Here is a 14891-nt window from a genome sequence, read left to right as displayed (position 1 = left end):
CGCCGCCGCACCGGGCGCCCGGCCTACCCCGGGGAGGGCGCGCCCGACCGACCCAGCAGCCGCTCGACGACCGGGGAGCGGCGCACCACCACCGGCCGTCCGGCCCGGTCGGCGGCGTCGAGGTGGTCGAGCAGGAGGTCCAGCGCCGGGGCCGACAGCGCGGTGACCGACCCGGTGTCGATGGCCGCGACCCGGGCGGGCTCGCGGCCGTACCGGACGACGAAGTCGTCGACGGCGGCCGCGTCGACCGCGCCGGCCAGGCACAGCACGCCCCCGCCGGAGGTGTTGAGGAGGCGGACGACGCCGCGGGCGGACGGTGGGGGCACGGCTCCCAGTGTGCCGCCGTCAGCGGGCGCGGACGAGGAGGGGCTGGACGACGGAACCCACCGTCCCCCGCGGGTCGGCGAGCGTGCCGGTGCACAGCCCGATGCCGTCCTCGGCGAGCTCCGTGCGGCAGGACAGGTGCACCCACTCGCCGACCGGCTCGCGCAGGACCGTCGTGGTCATCCCCGGCGGGATGGACAGCCAGGTGTCGATCGGCAGTTCCGCGGAGACGCCGTTGGCGGCGTCGGCGGCGACCAGCACCCGCGCCAGCGGGGTGAGGGGCTCGCCGGCCACGAGCGGGACGCGCACGCGGGTCCACACGTCGGCGGGGCCGGGTCGGTGCGGGGAGCCGGCCGTGTAGCGCCACTCCAGCGCCTGCCCGTAGCCCCAGTCGGAGGGGTGGGGCAGCACGGCGGCGGAGGCTCCCCCGGGGACCGGCGGCGGGGCCGGCGACGGCGTGGTCACCGGGGGCCGCGGCCCGGTGGCGATGGTCCACACGCGGGCGGTGGCCACCGCCCGCCCGTCGACCACCATGCGCGCCTCGCTCAGCGCGATCTGCCGGCCGGGGCGCAGCGGCGACACCTCGACGGTCAGCTCGCGGCGGGGGATCGGGCCGAGGAAGTCGACGGTCACCCGGGTGACCCGCTGACCGGGCGCGGCGGCCCGCGCCAGGCAGTGCACCAGCAGGGCCGACGGCGGACCGCCGTGCTGGGCGGCGGCGTCCCACGGGCTCTCGGTCGCCCGGGTGGGGGTGAACCGGCCCTCGCCGGCCGGCAGGTAGAAGGCCTCGGCGATCTCGGCCACGGGTCCTCCGCTCCGCGGCGGCCGGTGCCGCCGTCCCGGCGGCCATCATGGCCTGCCCGCCCGCGACCGGTGTGATCCGGCACCAGCGGCTAGGTTCGTCAGCGACCACACGACGGTCGGCGAGGGAGTGGCGCGGTGGGTTCGAGCGGCGGCAGATCGGTGCTGGTGACCGGCGGGAACCGGGGGATCGGGCTGGCCATCGCCCGGGCGTTCGCCGAGCAGGGCGACTCGGTGGCGGTGACCCACCGCGGCAGCGGCGCCCCGGAGGGGCTGTTCGGCGTGCAGTGCGACGTCACCGACGCCGCGGCGGTCGACCGCGCCTTCACCGAGGTCGAGGAGCGGCAGGGCCCGGTCCAGGTCCTCGTCAGCAACGCCGGCATCACCCGCGACGGGCTGCTGATGCGCATGAAGGAGGAGGACTTCACCGACGTCCTCGACGCCAACCTCACCGCGGCCTACCGGGTGAGCAAGCGGGCCGCGGCCAGGATGGTGCGCGCTCGCTCCGGGCGGATCGTGTTCGTCTCCTCCGTCGTGGGGCTGCTCGGCTCGGCCGGGCAGACCAACTACGCAGCCAGCAAGGCCGGGCTGGTCGGCCTGGCCCGTTCCATCGCCCGGGAGCTGGGCAGCCGCGGCATCACCGCCAACGTGGTGGCGCCCGGCTTCGTGGCGACCGACATGACCGCGGCGCTGCCGGAGCAGCGGCAGCTGGAGATCCTCGGGCAGGTCCCGCTGGGCAGGTACGCCTCGGCGGAGGAGATCGCCGGCGTCGTGCGCTTCCTCGCGAGCGACGCGGCCGGCTACATCACCGGGGCGGTCGTCCCGGTCGACGGCGGACTGGGAATGGGGCACTGATGAGCGGCGGCATCCTCGAGGGCAAGAAGGTCCTGGTCACCGGCGTCCTCACCGAGGCGTCGATCGCGTACGCGACCGCGCGCATCGCCCAGGAGCAGGGCGCCACCGTCGTCCTGTCCAACTTCGGCCGGGCCCTGTCGCTGTGCCAGCGGATCGCCAAGCGGCTGCCGCGGGAGGCCCCGGTGGTCGAGCTCGACGTGACGGACGCCGAGCACCTGTCGACCCTGGCCGACCGGCTGCGCCAGCACGTCGGCGACACCCTCGACGGCGTCGTCCACTCGATCGGCTTCGCCCCGCAGGAGGCGATGGGGGAGGGGTTCCCCGAGGTCGCCTGGGAGCACGCGGCGACGGCGTTCCAGGTGTCGTCGTGGTCCTACGCCTCGCTCGCCCAGGCCTGCCGGCCGCTGCTGGCCAACCCGTCCTCGGTCGTCGGGCTCACCTTCGACGCCTCCGTCGCCTGGCCGGTCTACGGCTGGATGGGCGCGGCCAAGGCGGCGCTGGAGTCGGTCAGCCGCTACGTGGCGCGCGAGCTCGGCCCCGAGGGCGTGCGGTCGAACATCGTCGCCGCCGGCCCGCTGCGCAGCATGGCGATGAAGTCGATCCCCGGCAGCAAGCAGTTCGAGGACGCCTGGCAGGGCCGCGCGCCGCTGGGCTGGTCGGTCACCGACACCGAACCCGCGGGCAAGGCGGTGGTCGCCCTGCTCTCGGACTGGTTCCCGGCCACCACCGGCGAGATCGTGCACGTGGACGGGGGCTTCCACGCGGTGGGTGTGTGACGCGCCACCACCCCCGACCGCATCCACCCGCGCGATCCCGCAGAAGGACAGACGTGCCCAAGGCGACCGGTGTCGATCTCCACCCCGGCCAGCGACCCGACGAGGAGCCCTCGCTCGCGGCCCGCAACAACGGCGGCGTCCCGCCGTCGACCGAACCGGCACCCCCCGGCCGGAGGGACGCGCTGCTGCTGCTCTCCTTCGGCGGGCCCGAGGGCCACGACGACGTCATGCCGTTCCTCGAGAACGTCACCGCCGGCCGCGGCGTCCCCCGGGAGCGGCTGCTCGACGTGGCCGAGCACTACCACCACTTCGGCGGCGTCAGCCCGATCAACGACCAGAACAAGGCCCTCATCGCCGCGATCGAGGCCGACCTCGCCGCCGCCGGGATCGACCTGCCGGTCTACTGGGGCAACCGGAACTGGGACCCCTACGTCGAGGACACCTGGCGGCGGATGGCCGACGACGGCATCGAGCACGTGTACGTGCTGGCCACGTCCGCCTACGCCTCCTACTCGGGCTGCCGGCAGTACCACGAGGACGTGGCCCGGGCCCGCGCGGTCACCGACGGCGGGCCGACCGCCGAGAAGCTGCCGCACTACTTCGACGCGGACGGCTTCGTGCGCGCCAACGCCGACGCCCTCGCCGCCGCCCTGGCCTCGCTGCCGGCGGACGCGCGGGACACCGCCCGGCTGGTCGCCACGGCGCACAGCATCCCCATCGCGATGGCCGCCGTCGCCGGGCCGGAGGGCCACGCCTACGAGGCCGAGCTCCTGGCCGCCGCCCGCGCGGTCGTGGACGCCGTCGCGCCGGGCCGGGAGTTCGACCTGGTGTGGCAGAGCCGCAGCGGGCCGCCGTCGGTGCCGTGGCTCGAGCCGGACGTCAACGACCACCTGCGGGCGCTGGCCGAGAACGGCGAGAAGGCGGTGGTGCTCTTCCCGGTCGGGTTCGTCAGCGACCACCTCGAGGTGATCTGGGACCTCGACAACGAGGCCCGCGAGACCGCCGAGGAGCTGGGCCTGGCCCTCGTCCGGGCGGCGACCGCCGGCACCCACCCGGCCTTCGTGCGCTCGCTGGTCGAGCTGCTCCGGGAGCGCCGGGCCGGCGGCCCGCCCCGGCTGGGCACCAACTGCCCGGCCGCCTGCTGCCACGTGGCGCGGCCCACCCGCCCGTCCTGACCGAGGCCGGGTCACCACTCCGCCCGGCGGACGATGTCGGCGAAGGCAGCCGGGTCCGGCACGGCGTGCGCCGGTTCGTCGGGCCACTGCTCGACGACGGCGGTGGCCCAGTCGGCCCACCGCGCGACGAGGGCGTAGAAGTCGGTCAGGAATGCGCCGGCCAGCATGGTCTGCGCCGCCCGCGTCTGGAAGGGGCCCTCGCCGGCGAGGTAGGCGCGCGCGGCCCGGAGGTTGTCCTCGTTGCGCTCGGCGGCCCAGCGCCGGGCGGCGGCGATGTTCTCCAGCGCGTCGCGCCGGGTGCCGTGCTCGGCGAACCACACCTTCAGCAGCTGCTCGAACTCCAGGACCGGCCCGTCCCCGGGCACCGCCAGCCATGCGGCCAGCGCGGCCCGACCCTCCGGGGTGATCTCGTACACCGTGCGCGGTCGCCGGCCGACGCGCTCCGTCCGGGCCGCGGCGAGGCCCCGCTCGACCAGCTTCTTCGGCTCCTCGTAGAGCTTGCTCTGCGCTCGCGGCCAGATGCGCCCGAGCGACCGGTCCATCTGCCGGGTCAGCTCGTAGGTGCTCCACGGCTGGACGGCGAGCAGCCCCAGGATGGCGTACGACGTCGTGGTCAGAGCAGGCCTTGACATGTCGTCCCCTTGGGAGTAAGCCGGTGTGATCCCAAAGGGACTGTAGAAGGACGGTGTCCCGTGGACATCACCTCCGCCATCCGGGTCGACCCGTCGAACGCCGAGCAGTTCCGCGCGTGGAACGGCGGCGAGGGGACCTTCTGGGCCGAGCACGCCGACCGACTGGACCGCGCCGTCGCGCGCTACGACGAGCGGCTCCTCACCGCCGCCGTCCGGGGCGGCGCCGACGTCGTCCTCGACATCGGCTGCGGCACCGGGCGGATCACCCGCGAGGCCGCCCGCCGGGCGCCCGCGGGCTCGGCCCTCGGTGTCGACCTCTCCGGCCCCATGCTCGAGATCGCCCGGCGCTCCGCCCAGGAGGAGGGTCTGACCACGGTGCGGTTCGAGCAGGCCGACGCGCAGGTCCACCCCTTCCCGGCGGCGGCGTTCGACGTCGCCCTCAGCCGTACGGGTGCCACGTTCTTCGCCGACCCGGTCGCGGCCTTCGGCAACATCGGCCGGGCCGTGGCTCCCGGCGGGCGGCTGGCCCTGCTCGTGTGGCAGGCGCCGGCGGCCAACGAGTGGTTCGCGGAGATCACCGCGGCCTTCGCCGCCGGCCGGCCGCTCCCGGTGCCACCGCCGGGCGCCCCGGGCCCGTTCGCCTTCGCCGCGCCGGATCGTGCCCGTGCGGTCCTGACGGCGGCCGGGTTCACCGACGTGGAGCTCGAGCCGGCTGCCGAACCGATGTGGTTCGGCAGCGACCCGGACGACGCCACAGCCTTCGTCCGCGGCGTCGCGGGCTGGATGCTGGAGGGACTCGACGCGGCCGGGCGGGCACGGGCCGTCGAGGTCCTGCACCGGTCCGCGGCGGCCCACGTCACCGCGGCCGGCGTCGAGTTCGGGTCGGCCACCTGGCTGGTCACCGCGCGCCGACCGGCGCCGTGATCCTCCTCCGGGTGTCCACCGCGGCCGGGCGCCGGCCCCGGCTGCCCGAGGGCGGGTGAGGTCACCGCGGCACGGCGTTGTAGGCCGCGGTCACCGCCTCGCGGACGGCGTCGGCCAGGGGGCGCAGCGCCTCGTCCCGGGCCGCGGCCTGCCGGTGGGTGACCGCACCACCGGGCGCGTCGGCCAGCGCGAGGTCCAGCACGGCGCCCAGCCGCCGGGCCCTGGCCAGCAGCGAGCGGGCCAGGGGATCGGCGTCCTGCGGTAGCTGGTCGCCGCCGATCGAGCCCATCCCGGCCAGCAGCGCCGGCACCTCGGGGTGCCACCGGGCCAGGTCCAGGGATGCGAGGGTCCGCGTCGCGTCGCCGACCGCCAGGTCCAGCGCGCCGGACGCCGCCCGGAGCGTCCCCTCGACCGGGGGCGGCGCGGGCGGTGCGCCGTCCAGCGGCAGCACCGTCCACTGCAGCACCTCCGGCCCGACCGCCTCCGGGACGACGGCCAGCCGGGTGCCGACCGCCGCCTGACCGGCCGCCAGGGCCAGCTCGGCCAGGCCGGGGACCCGCGGCAGCCCGCGGACGTCGCCGGGCACGGGCAGCACGAGGCGGAACCGGTGCTCGCCGAGCCCGCGCAGGGCGGTCAGGGCCGCGCCCAGGGGCACCGCGCCGGTGCTGCCGGGCAGGCCGGTCACCCGGTGCGCGGTGTCGGCGCCGACGGCGTCGAGCGCCTGGTCGTAGGAGGTGCGGCCGGCGAGCCAGGCGGTCGCCCAGGCCGCGAACCGGCCGGCGGGGAAGTCGTGCACCCGGTCGAGGCTAGGCGGGGCCGCCCGGCCCCGTGCCGCCGTGCCCCCGTGTGGTGACGCCACCGGCCGGATCGATCACCGGCGCGCCCCGGGATGGGAGAGTGGGGGCGTGGACGCCTGGCTGCTGTGGCTGATCGCCTCCGGCCTGTTCGCCGCGGGGGAGATGGCGAGCGGGGACTTCGTCCTGCTGATGTTCGCCGGGGGAGCCGCGGGCGGGCTGGCCGTCGCCCTGCTGGGCGGCCCCGTCGTCCTGCAGCTGGTCGGGTTCATCGTGGTCTCGGCGCTGCTGCTGGTGCTGGTCCGGCCGGTGGCCAAGCGGCACCTGGTCGAGCGCACCCCCGAGCAGCTCGACGGCGTGGCCGCGCTGATCGGCCGCACGGCGCAGGTGACGCAGGCCGTCGACGACCGCGGCGGGCGGATCCGGCTGGGCGCCGACGAGTGGACGGCGCGCACCCAGTTCGGCGGCGAGAACTTCCCCGTCGGGGCGACCGTGCGCATCCTCCAGGTCGACGGCGCGACCGCGGTCGTCGGCGACGCGCTCGAGCTCCGCTGAACCGCCGGCGCCGACCCGCCGGCCCGACTCCTCCGACGAAGGGAACCCCGTGGAGCCCGCACTCATCGCCCTCATCGTGGTGGCGCTGCTGCTGGTCGTGATCGTGGCCAAGAGCGTCACGATCGTGCCGCAGGCGCAGGCCAAGGTGGTCGAGCGGCTGGGCCGGTACAGCCGCACGCTGTCACCCGGGCTGTCCATCCTGGTGCCGTTCATCGACCGGGTGCGGGCCACGATCGACCTGCGCGAGCAGGTGGTGTCCTTCCCGCCCCAGCCGGTGATCACCGCCGACAACCTGCAGGTCGGCATCGACACCGTCGTCTACTTCCAGGTCACCGACCCTCGGCTGGCCACGTACGGCATCGCCAACTACATCACCGGCATGGAGCAGCTCACCACCACGACGCTGCGCAACGTCGTCGGCGGGCTGAACCTCGAGGGAGCCCTCACCGGCCGCGACGGCATCAACAGCCAGCTGCGCGAGGTGCTCGACGGGACCACCGGGCCGTGGGGCCTGCGCGTGGCCCGCGTGGAGATCAAGGCCATCGACCCGCCGCACTCCATCCAGGACTCGATGGAGAAGCAGATGCGGGCCGACCGCGACAAGCGGGCCATGATCCTGCAGGCGGAGGGCGCCCGGCAGTCGGCGATCACCACCGCCGAGGGCGAGAAGGCCTCGGCGATCCTCTCCGCCGAGGGCCGCAAGCAGTCGGCGATCCTCGAGGCCGAGGCCGACCGGCAGAGCCGCATCCTGCGGGCCGAGGGCGAGCGGGCGGCGCTGTTCCTGCAGGCCCAGGGACAGGCGAAGTCGATCGAGACGGTGTTCCAGGCCATCCACGACGGCAAGCCCGACCAGGGGCTGCTGGCCTACCAGTACCTGCAGACGCTGCCGCAGATCGCCCAGGGCGACGCGAACAAGATGTGGATCGTGCCCAGCGAGTTCAGCAAGGCCCTCGAGGGCCTGGCGAAGCTCGGCGGGGCCGACGGCGACGGCGGCTCGTGGATGGACGTCGACCCCTCGTCGAACGGCGCCGCGCGCCCGACCGCGGAGATGGACACCAGCGGCTGGTTCGAGTCGTCGCTGCCCCGTGCGGCCGACCAGCCCGAGGCCCGGATCGAGCTGTCGAGCATCGCCGACAGCGCACCCGCCGTCCCGACGCCGCCGTCCCTGTCGGAGGTCACCGAGGACGTCCGGGAGAGCGGGCCGGCCGCCGACCCCGTCGTCCGTGAGCGGTTCGCCGCCCCCGACGTGCCCACCGAGGGCCCGCCCCAGGACGCCAGCGGCCGCTGAGCCCCGCCGACGTGCACGACGATCATGGGGTTCTTGCCCCGCGCCGCGCCGTCCGCGGCGTGTCCGCCGGCCAGAACCCCATGATCGACACGGCGACGGCGGGTCCTGGCCGCGGTCGGGGGCCGGGAGGCCGACCGGTCACTCAGTCCTTGAGCAGGCCCTCGCGCAGCTTGGCCAGGGTCTGCGAGAGCAGCCGGGACACGTGCATCTGCGAGATGCCGATGTCCGCGGCGATCTGCGACTGGGTCATGTTCCCGAAGAACCGCAGGATGAGGATGCGCCGCTCGCGGGCGGGGATGGTGGCCAGCAGCGGCTGCAGGGACTCCCGGTACTCCACGCCCTCCAGCGCGGCGTCCTCCTCCCCGAGGGTGGCCGCCAGCGTGGGGGAGTCGTCCTCGCCGGAGAGCCGCTCGTCGAGCGAGCTGCTGCGGTAGGCGTTGGCCACCGCCAGGCCCTCCAGCACGTCCTCGCGCGGGATCCCGAGGTGCTCGGCCAGCTCGGACGGCGTGGGGGCGCGGCCGTTCTTCTGCGCCAGCTCGCCGACCGCCGCGTTGAGCGACAGGTGCAGCTCCTGCAGCCGGCGGGGGACCCGGACCGACCAGCCCTGGTCCCGGAAGTGCCGCTTGATCTCACCGGTGATGGTCGGGACGGCGAAGGAGAGAAACTCCACCCCGCGCGTCGGGTCGAACCGGTCGATGGCGGCGATGAGGCCGAGGGTGCCGACCTGGAGGAGGTCGTCGAACGGCTCGCCGCGGTTGCTGAAGCGGCGCGCGAAGTGCCGCACGAGCGGCAGGTGCTCCTCGACCAGCTGCTCGCGCACCCGCTCGCGGCGCGGGTCGTCCTTGTCGAGGGTGGCCAGCTCGGCGAACAGCGGCGCGGTCCGCTCGGCGCGGCGGCGGTTGTCCGAGACCGGTGCCGGGTCGGCCCCGGACTCCTCGGCGCCCGACTCCGCGCCGGGCTCCTCGGCACGCGGCTCCTCGGCCGCGGCCGGCTCGGACCGGGGGTCGGGGACGACGGGTCCGTCCTCGGCCGCCACCGCTTCCTGCGTCCCCCGCGGGTCGGTCGGGGACTGGTCGTCGCGCAGGGTGTCCTCCTCCACGGAGCGGTGGTCCCGGGCGGTCGCCCGGGTCACCGCGCGACCGTGACGTCGTGGCCGGGGCTGCCGGCCGCACGGTCGGGGTGCTGGCCCGGCAGGTACTTGTCCAGGGAGATGAGCGCGACCGGGCCCTCGCTCCCGTCCCCGCCCGGGACCGTGGCCTGGGTGGCGCGGCTGCCGTCGACGTTGTCCACCAGCGTCTGCAGCACCGTCCAGCCGAAGCCGTCCTTGGGCACCTCGGTGCCCTCGGCGGTCGGCACCCAGGCCTCGATGTGCAGCCCCGAGCGGCTGGACTCGAAGACGACGGTCAGCCGCGCGTCGCCGTCGACGAGCGCGGCCAGGGTGGCGCAGGCCTCGTCGACGGCCAGCCGGAGGTCCTCCACCGCGTCGAGGTCGTAGTCCATGCGGATGGCGAGGTCACCGGCCATGGCCCGTACCGCGGGCAGCTGGGACGCGGTGGTGGGCACCCGGAGCTCCAGCCGTTCGGCGCGCCGCCCGTCGTGCGTGAGGGCACCCCTCGAGTCCACCATCCGTCGTCCGCTCCTCGTGCTCGTCCTCGTGGCCGCGCCGGTCCTCCGGTCGCGTGCTCCCGTGCCCATCCTGCCCCACCGCCGCTACCGGCCGGTGGCGTCGGCGCCGCCAGCGGCGCACCGAGGAGGTGGGATACCCGCGCTGCGGGCGGCGAAACGGGCCGAACCGCCCGGTTGCCGGGCCCGGGGCCCTGTTGTTCCCTGTTCGCAGATGAACGCCAGCCACGACGACGGGCCGCCCGGGCCCCGTCCCGACGCGGACGAGGGCCCCCACGCGTTGGTCGCGGCTCTCGAGTCCGCGCCCGCTGCCGTCTTCGTCCTGAGCGGCCCCGGCCTCGAGCCGGTGTGGGCCAACGCCCGGGCCCGCGAGCGCGGCCCCATCGGCGACGCGCTGCCCTCCGTCGACGGCCGACCGGTGGCCGAGCTGGCCCAGGCCGTGCTGCGGACCGGCCACCCCGAGACCGTGGCCGGGGCGGTGGGCGGCGGGACCGGGACCGCGGTCCTCCAGCCGGTCCGGGTGGCCGGCTCCCCGGGCGTCCTGGTGCTGCTCGAGGACGACGACCCGGGCGGGGCGCCGCCGGACCTCGTCGACCAGGTCCAGCTGTCCCTGCTGCCGCCCTCCCTCCCGCTGCTGCCGGACCTGCGGCTCTCCGGCAGCTACCACCGCGCCTCGTCGGTGCGGGCGGCCGGCGGCGACTGGTACGACGCCGTGCCGCTCGGGTCCGGGCGGGTCGGGGTGGTCGTGGGGGACGCGGTCGGCTCCGGCGTCCCGGCGGTGGGGGCGATGAGCCGGCTGCGGGGCGCCATGCGCTCGGCGGCGCTGCGCGACCCGACCCCCGCGGCGGTGATCGGCGCCCTCGACGCCTTCGCCGCGCAGATGGAGGACGTCGAGGGGGCCTCGGTCTTCTACGGGCTGCTCGAGGCCGGCACCGGGCGGCTGGTGTACGCCGCCGCCGGGCACCCGACGCCGCTGGTCGTGCACGCCGACGGCCGCAGCGTCCCGCTGCCGCTGGTGGCCCGACCCCCGCTGGGCAGCGTGCCCGGTGTCCCCACGGTCGTCTCCACCGCCGTGCTCGAGCCCGGCGCGACGCTGGTGCTCTACTCCGACGGCGCGCTGGCCACCGCGGGCCCGCACCCGGCCGACAGCATGGCCCGGCTGGCCGAGGCCGCACGCGAGGTGGTCGGCCGGGCCGGCGCGCTCCAGGGGGACGGGCCGGCGGGCCTGGCCGCCGCCGTGGCCGAGGAGCTGCTGTCCTCGGAGCAGCCCGACGACGTCGCCGTCCTCGTGGCCCACCGGCCGGCCGACCGGCTGCGGCCGTTCACGCTGGAGCTGACCGCGGTGCCCGCCTCGCTGCCGCGGGTGCGGCGGCACCTGAGCGCGTGGCTGGCCGGGCTGGGCATGGGGGAGCAGGACCGGGTCGGGGTCATGGTCGCCGTCGGGGAGGCCTGCGCCAACGCCGTCGAGCACGCCTACCGCGGCACCGAGCCCGGCCGGATGCTGGTCACCGCGGCCGTCGACGTCGACGGGCTGCTGACCGTGACGGTCCGGGACGAGGGCCGGTGGAAGCCCCCGGACCGCGACCCGGGGGACAGGGGCCGGGGCCTGCTCATCATGCGGCAGCTGGTCGACGGGGTGGTCCTGCAGGGGGAGCACGGCACCACGGTCACGCTCAACATGCGGCTGCGGCACGGGCCCGAGCAGCCCGAGGAGCGCCACGGCGGACCGGCCGGGGCCGAGGTGGTCGTCGACCGCTCCGCCAACCGCCCGGTGGTGCGGGTCACCGGCGAGGTCGACGTGGTCAGCGCCGAGCAGCTGCGGATCCGGCTGCTGGAGGCCAGCCACGGCGGCACCGGTGAGGTCGAGCTGGACCTGGCCGGGGTCACGCTCTTCAGCAGCGGGGCCGTGCGCGTCGTCCTCGCCATGGCGCGGATCGCCTCCGGCGAGGGCTGGCGCCTGGTCGTGCACGCCCCCGAGGGCGGGGTCACCCGCCACGTGCTCCTCATCAGCGGCCTCGGCGGGCTGGTCGAGCTGCGCTGAAAGGGGTGGGCGCGCCGCCGCCCCGTTTGACCGGGGCCCGCGCTGCGCATCCACCGCCCGTGAGACTGCGGCGCAGCGACGTGCACGGCCCCGGGTGGCGCCGCCGGAAGGCCGGGCGCGGGTTCGCCTACTACGACGAGACCGGTGCGCTCATCAAGGACGACCGGCTCGACCGGCTGCGGGCCCTGGCGATCCCACCGGCCTGGCGCGACGTGTGGATCTGCCCCTGGCCCAACGGGCACATCCAGGCGACCGGGCTGGACGCCGCGGGCCGCCGCCAGTACCGCTACCACGACGCCTGGCGGGCCAAGCGGGACGCCGAGAAGCACGAGCGGGTGCTGGAGATCGCCCACCAGCTGCCCGACGTCCGCGACTCCATCGCGGCGGCGCTGCGCACCCGGGGGCTGAACCGGGACCGCGTGCTCGCCTGCGCCCTGCGGCTGCTGGACCTCGGCACCTTCCGCATCGGCAGCGAGGAGTACGCCGAGGAGAACGGCACCTACGGGTTGGCCACCCTGCGGCGGGAGCACGTCACCGTCCGCGGGGAGAAGACGTTCTTCCGCTACACGGCCAAGGGGGGCATCGAGCGGGAGGTGGAGATCGTCGACCGGCCCACGGCCACCGTCGTCCGGCACCTGCTCGAGCGGCCGGACGACACCGGTGAGGAGCTCCTGGCCTACGAGACCCCGGACGGGTGGCGCGACGTCACCAGCGACGAGATCAACGCCTACCTCAAGGAGGTCAGCGGCGCCGAGATCACCGCCAAGGACTTCCGCACGTGGAACGCCACGGTGCTGATGGCGGCGCGGCTGGCCGAGGCGCCGCCCCAGCGGAGCCGGACCGCGCGCAAGCGCACGGTCGCCGCCGCCTACCGGGAGGTGGCCGAGCAACTGGGGAACACGCCCGCGGTCTGCAAGGCCAGCTACGTCGACCCGCGCGTGGTCGACCGGTACGAGAACGGCGAGACGGTCGCCGACGCGCTGACCGAGGCAGCGGGGGCGGACGACGACCGGGAGGCGCAGCGGGTCGTCGAGGCGGCGGTCTGCGCCCTGCTCAGCGCCTGACGCGCGACGCGACCGAGCGCCTGACGCGCGACGCGACGAGGCCCCGCCGGAGCGGGGCCTCGTCGCGCGGCTCGGCCCGGGCCGGTGGGCCCGGGCGGGCGGTCAGCGGGCGCTGCCGTCCACGATGGTGAACAGGTCGATCAGGCCGGTGACCTCCAGCGGGCGGGTGACCGCCCGGGTGGTCGCGACCAGGCGCAGGTCGACGTCCCGGGAACGGGCCGACTTCTGCGTCTCCACCAGGACGGCGAGACCCGCGGAGCCCAGGAACTGCACCCCGGAGAGGTCGATCACCAGGGCCTTCGGCTGCTGCTCGAGCTGGGTGTCGAGCGAGGACCGCAGCACGGGCGCGGTGAACGTGTCCACCTCACCGACGACCGTCACCGTGACCTCGCCGTCCTCGCTCGTGGCGGTCGACAGCGTGATCACGTCGTCGAAGGGCGCGTCGGTGCCCTCGGCCGGCACGTCGGACTGCCCCTCGGCTGGCAGGTCGGATGTGGTCACGGACTGAGCTCCTCTCAACGGCGGCGCCCCGCGGCGCCACCGCTCGGCCAATCTACCGCCGGGGCGGACGCGGGGCGTGGTGGCCCCCGTACGCGCACGTTGCCGGTCGTCTGCGCGCCGGACCAGTTCCGGCACGCGGGCGGCTGCCTGCTCAACCGCTGCCCCAAAGTAGACACAGCCCAGGCCACGCGCCAACCCACGGCGACGGTCGTCGTCGCCGTGTCACGCCGTCGTGTCACCCGGTTCCCCGCCGGCCGGCCCGGGAGGAGCGCCGGACCGGCCCCCGGAGCCCGGGGAGCGCCGCCTCAGCCGTCCGTCGTGTGGACGGCGGCCTCCTCGGCGCTCTGCCCGCCCACCGGCAGGTCGCCGGTGGCCTCGACGTCGTCGGCGGTCCGGTTGGTCCCCGAGTCCGACTCCGGCGTGGTCGAGGTGTCCTGCTCCAGCTGCAGCGAGGCCCGCTCGGGGTCCTCGGCGGCCCGGACCCCGGGCTGCACGTCGGGCACCTCCCGGTCGAGGCGGCCGGTCAGCGACTCGCCCTCGGACTGCTCGAACGCCGTGGTCCCGAAGTCCACGCTGGCGCCGGCGTCGTCCCGGGGGACGGGGGCGAACTCGGGGTCCTCGTTCCACCGCTGGGTGGGCGAGTCGTCCTGCGAGACCTCGGGGACGCCCTCGTCCTCGGGGAACACGTCGCGGGCGGTCTGGCCCTCGGGCTGCGTCATGCGGTGCCTCCTCGTCAGGCGGTGCTCGTGCTGCATGCGGCCGCACCGGGCCGCCGACTGCACGTGCGCCTACCCGGCCCACCCCGGGCCATGCGTGGCGTCGGCCGCATGCCGCCACGGTGGGACGGGTAGTGCGCAACCCATGGCGATCGCAGACGACGTCCAACGCATCGGTGCGCCGGTGCGCCGGTGGGCCCGCGCCCAGCAGCACGCCTACAGCCACGGGGAGGACCGCCCGCTCGGCGGCTTCCTGGGCGCGATGAGCGTGTACACGACCGTGGTGGCGGCGGCCGCGGCGGCGGTGCGGGCCTCCGGCCGGCCGCTCCCGGACCGGATCCCCCTCGGCGACGCCGTGCTGCTCACCATCGGGACCTTCCGGCTGGCCCGGCGGATCGCGAAGGACCCGGTGACCAGCCCGCTGCGCGCACCGTTCGCCAGCTTCGACGGGGCCTCCGGGGAGGCGGAGCTGGCCGAGGGCGTCCGCGCGGAGCACGGCTGGAAGCACGCCGTGGGGGAGCTGGTCACCTGCCCGTTCTGCCTCGCGCAGTGGGTCGGGACCGGCTTCGTGCTCAGCTACGTCGCCGCGCCCCGCGCCACCCGGCTGGCCGCGCTCACCATGACCGCGGTCGCGGGGTCCGACGTCCTGCAGTTCGCCTACGACGCGGTGCAGAACGCCGGCACCGGGGGCGACGGGCAGGGCGGCGACTGACCCGTCGGGAGGACGGCGGGCCGCTCGGGCTGCCGCGGCCCGCCACCCGCGCCTATCCTGTGATCTTGGCCGCCCGGTCTTCCCCGCCGTGGCGAGGACGGTGCACCTGG

17 protein-coding genes are annotated in these 14891 nt (G+C 75.9%); 9 read left to right on the top strand and 8 right to left on the bottom strand.

The window, feature by feature from the left end:
• Window positions 1-23: 23 nt before the first annotated feature.
• A complete protein-coding gene (locus tag ACI8AC_RS09430; protein WP_456897431.1) occupies window positions 24-326 on the bottom strand; it encodes a hypothetical protein in 303 nt (100 codons plus the stop codon).
• 19 nt (window positions 327-345) lie between these two features.
• On the bottom strand, window positions 346-1128 hold the full coding sequence (locus ACI8AC_RS09425; protein WP_456897429.1) for a thioesterase family protein: 783 nt from the start codon (window positions 1126-1128) through the stop codon (window positions 346-348).
• A gap of 135 nt (window positions 1129-1263) precedes the next feature.
• On the opposite strand from ACI8AC_RS09425, the gene fabG reads away from it, so the two are divergent.
• From fabG to ACI8AC_RS09410, 3 genes are read left to right on the top strand one after another with little or no spacing between them, the layout of a single operon-like run.
• A complete protein-coding gene (gene fabG, locus ACI8AC_RS09420) occupies window positions 1264-1980 on the top strand; it encodes a 3-oxoacyl-ACP reductase FabG (protein WP_456897427.1) in 717 nt (238 codons plus the stop codon).
• Window positions 1980-2756, top strand: a complete 777-nt coding sequence (gene fabI, locus ACI8AC_RS09415) for an enoyl-ACP reductase FabI (protein ID WP_456897425.1) — start codon at window positions 1980-1982, stop codon at window positions 2754-2756. Before fabG ends, fabI begins: the two co-directional genes overlap by 1 nt.
• 53 nt (window positions 2757-2809) lie before the next feature.
• Window positions 2810-3931 (top strand): ferrochelatase, encoded by a 1122-nt coding sequence (locus ACI8AC_RS09410; RefSeq protein WP_456897423.1) that lies wholly within the window; start codon window positions 2810-2812, stop codon window positions 3929-3931.
• Window positions 3932-3942: 11 nt separating this feature from the next.
• Here ACI8AC_RS09410 and ACI8AC_RS09405 read toward each other — a convergent pair whose 3' ends face one another.
• Window positions 3943-4563 (bottom strand): PadR family transcriptional regulator, encoded by a 621-nt coding sequence (locus tag ACI8AC_RS09405; RefSeq protein ID WP_456897421.1) that lies wholly within the window; start codon window positions 4561-4563, stop codon window positions 3943-3945.
• A 60-nt stretch (window positions 4564-4623) separates the two neighbouring features.
• On the opposite strand from ACI8AC_RS09405, the gene ACI8AC_RS09400 reads away from it, so the two are divergent.
• A complete protein-coding gene (locus tag ACI8AC_RS09400; RefSeq protein WP_456897419.1) occupies window positions 4624-5487 on the top strand; it encodes a class I SAM-dependent methyltransferase in 864 nt (287 codons plus the stop codon).
• A gap of 61 nt (window positions 5488-5548) precedes the next feature.
• Here ACI8AC_RS09400 and ACI8AC_RS09395 read toward each other — a convergent pair whose 3' ends face one another.
• Window positions 5549-6283: a hypothetical protein gene (locus ACI8AC_RS09395; RefSeq protein WP_456897417.1), complete on the bottom strand. Its 735-nt coding sequence runs from the start codon at window positions 6281-6283 to the stop codon at window positions 5549-5551.
• A gap of 109 nt (window positions 6284-6392) precedes the next feature.
• On the opposite strand from ACI8AC_RS09395, the gene ACI8AC_RS09390 reads away from it, so the two are divergent.
• The gene (locus ACI8AC_RS09390) at window positions 6393-6836 is read left to right on the top strand and encodes an NfeD family protein (protein WP_456897415.1); all 444 of its coding nucleotides are present in this window, start codon (window positions 6393-6395) and stop codon (window positions 6834-6836) included.
• Between the two features lie 49 nt (window positions 6837-6885).
• The gene (locus ACI8AC_RS09385) at window positions 6886-8124 is read left to right on the top strand and encodes an SPFH domain-containing protein (RefSeq protein WP_456897413.1); all 1239 of its coding nucleotides are present in this window, start codon (window positions 6886-6888) and stop codon (window positions 8122-8124) included.
• A gap of 142 nt (window positions 8125-8266) precedes the next feature.
• Here the strand turns inward: ACI8AC_RS09385 and ACI8AC_RS09380 are convergent, their stop codons facing one another.
• Both ACI8AC_RS09380 and ACI8AC_RS09375 read right to left on the bottom strand, forming a co-directional pair.
• Entirely contained in the window at window positions 8267-9256 is a 990-nt protein-coding gene (locus tag ACI8AC_RS09380) for an RNA polymerase sigma factor SigF (protein WP_456897411.1), read from the bottom strand.
• On the bottom strand, window positions 9253-9750 hold the full coding sequence (locus ACI8AC_RS09375; protein WP_456897409.1) for an ATP-binding protein: 498 nt from the start codon (window positions 9748-9750) through the stop codon (window positions 9253-9255). The genes ACI8AC_RS09380 and ACI8AC_RS09375 overlap by 4 nt, the downstream gene beginning before the upstream one ends.
• 211 nt (window positions 9751-9961) lie before the next feature.
• Between ACI8AC_RS09375 and ACI8AC_RS09370 the strand changes: the two genes are divergently transcribed.
• Window positions 9962-11788, top strand: a complete 1827-nt coding sequence (locus ACI8AC_RS09370; protein ID WP_456897407.1) for a SpoIIE family protein phosphatase — start codon at window positions 9962-9964, stop codon at window positions 11786-11788.
• A 59-nt stretch (window positions 11789-11847) separates the two neighbouring features.
• Window positions 11848-12852 carry a DNA topoisomerase IB gene (locus tag ACI8AC_RS09365; protein ID WP_456897405.1) on the top strand — a complete coding sequence of 335 codons (1005 nt, stop codon included), beginning with the start codon at window positions 11848-11850 and terminating at the stop codon, window positions 12850-12852.
• A gap of 102 nt (window positions 12853-12954) precedes the next feature.
• Here the strand turns inward: ACI8AC_RS09365 and ACI8AC_RS09360 are convergent, their stop codons facing one another.
• Together ACI8AC_RS09360 and ACI8AC_RS09355 are read right to left on the bottom strand one after the other, a co-directional pair.
• Entirely contained in the window at window positions 12955-13353 is a 399-nt protein-coding gene (locus ACI8AC_RS09360) for an STAS domain-containing protein (RefSeq protein ID WP_456897403.1), read from the bottom strand.
• Between the two features lie 305 nt (window positions 13354-13658).
• Complete coding sequence (locus ACI8AC_RS09355; protein ID WP_456897401.1) at window positions 13659-14072, bottom strand: hypothetical protein; 414 nt, start codon at window positions 14070-14072, stop codon at window positions 13659-13661.
• Between the two features lie 142 nt (window positions 14073-14214).
• Here ACI8AC_RS09355 and ACI8AC_RS09350 point away from each other — a divergent pair, with 142 nt between their 5' ends.
• Window positions 14215-14781 carry a DUF1360 domain-containing protein gene (locus ACI8AC_RS09350; RefSeq protein WP_456897399.1) on the top strand — a complete coding sequence of 189 codons (567 nt, stop codon included), beginning with the start codon at window positions 14215-14217 and terminating at the stop codon, window positions 14779-14781.
• The last annotated feature ends 110 nt before the right edge of the window (window positions 14782-14891 follow it).

It is taken from the genome of Geodermatophilus sp. SYSU D00758 (assembly GCF_054049955.1).
Note: the sequence above shows the minus strand (reverse complement) of the source record. Positions and strands in the feature narration are given on the sequence as shown.